Here is a 1,411-nt window from a genome sequence, read left to right on the forward strand (position 1 = left end):
AACGGCTCGCGGCCGAAGAAGATGTTGGCCGCGACATCGAGATTTTCGAACAGGTTGAGTTCCTGGTGGACGAAGGCGATGCCCGAACCCAGGCTGGCTTCGACGGAGAGCCTGTCATGCGCGGTGCCGTCGACCGTGATCGTGCCGCTGTCGGGCGTGGTGACGCCGCCGAGGATCTTCATCAAGGTCGATTTGCCGGCGCCGTTTTCGCCGACGAGGCCGATGACCTCGCCCGGCCTGACCTCCATGGAGAAGCCGTCCAGCGCGACGACGCCCGGATAGGTCTTGCGCACGTTCTCGAGGCTGAGGAACGGGGCGGTCACGGATGCAGCAATGGATGTGTCGGAATAGTTCATCATGCCTGACAGCGATTGGCGGAACGGCCTCCTCGCAGACTGACGGGCCTGATCGAACCCGTCAATAAAAAGCGAGGCGTCGCGCTGCCCCTCACCCTACCCCTTCCGGGGCGAGCCACTTGTCTCGCCCGTCCTTCGGACCCCCGTATAGAGACGGGGAGAGGGGGATTGCCAGCGTTGGAGCGCTTCCCTTCTCCCCGTCACTATACGGGGAGAAGGTGCCGGCAGGCGGATGAGGGGCAGCGCTAACGACGATCAGTTTCCAGACATCGCCTTCAGATTGGCGGCGTAGGCGTCGACGTCATCCTTGCCGATGATCTTGGTCGGGATGATGATGAGGTTGCCTTCCGGGATGCCCGACTTGTCGCCCTTGAGATAGGCAGCCATCAGCTTCATGCCCTGATAGGCCCATTCGAAGGGCTGCTGCACGACGGTGGCGGCAATGGTGCCTTCCTTGACGCCGCCCAGCGTGATCGGATCGTCATCGAAGCCGACGACGGTGATCGAGCCGAGCTTGCCGGCGTCGCGCAGCGCTTCATAGATGCGCGGCGTGTTGTAGGAATAGAAGCCGACCATGCAGGTGACGTCGGGGCTGGCGACCAGCGCGTCCTCGACATTCTTCTTGGCGCGCGCCTGGTCGATGTCGTCGCCGCGCACGTCGATCAGCTCGATCTTGGTGCCGGCCAGGCCGTCCTTCATGCCCTGGATGCGCTCCTTGGCGTTGTCGGCGCCGAGCAGGCCGACGAAGCCGAGGCACTTGCCGCCATTGGGCATCGCCTTCTTGGCGATTTCGGCCGCCTGCTTGCCGGCATCGACATTGGACGAGCCGATATAGGCGACGCGCTTGGTCTGCGGTGCGTCAGAGTCGGTGGTGAACAGCGCCGTTTCCGAGGCGATCTTGTTCAACCCATCGGTCGAGGTCTTGGGATCGACGGCCGAGACCATGATGCCCTTGACGCCGGCGGTCACCAGATCGTCCATCAGCCGCTGCTGGATGGCGACCGAGGACTGCTCGGGATATTTGAGCTCAAGATTGTAGTCAGGCAGTTCGCCCT

General features: G+C 63.1%; 2 protein-coding genes. Both read right to left on the minus strand.

Annotated elements, in window-relative coordinates:
- On the minus strand, nucleotides 1–356 hold a 356-nt coding region (locus tag EN893_RS33935; protein WP_164901380.1), incomplete at its 3' end, for an ATP-binding cassette domain-containing protein.
- A 255-nt stretch (nucleotides 357–611) separates the two neighbouring features.
- On the minus strand, nucleotides 612–1,411 hold an 800-nt coding region (locus EN893_RS33940; RefSeq protein WP_128362173.1), incomplete at its 5' end, for a sugar-binding protein.

Source organism: Mesorhizobium sp. M7A.F.Ca.CA.004.04.2.1, assembly GCF_004022825.1.
Lineage (GTDB): Bacteria > Pseudomonadota > Alphaproteobacteria > Rhizobiales > Rhizobiaceae > Mesorhizobium.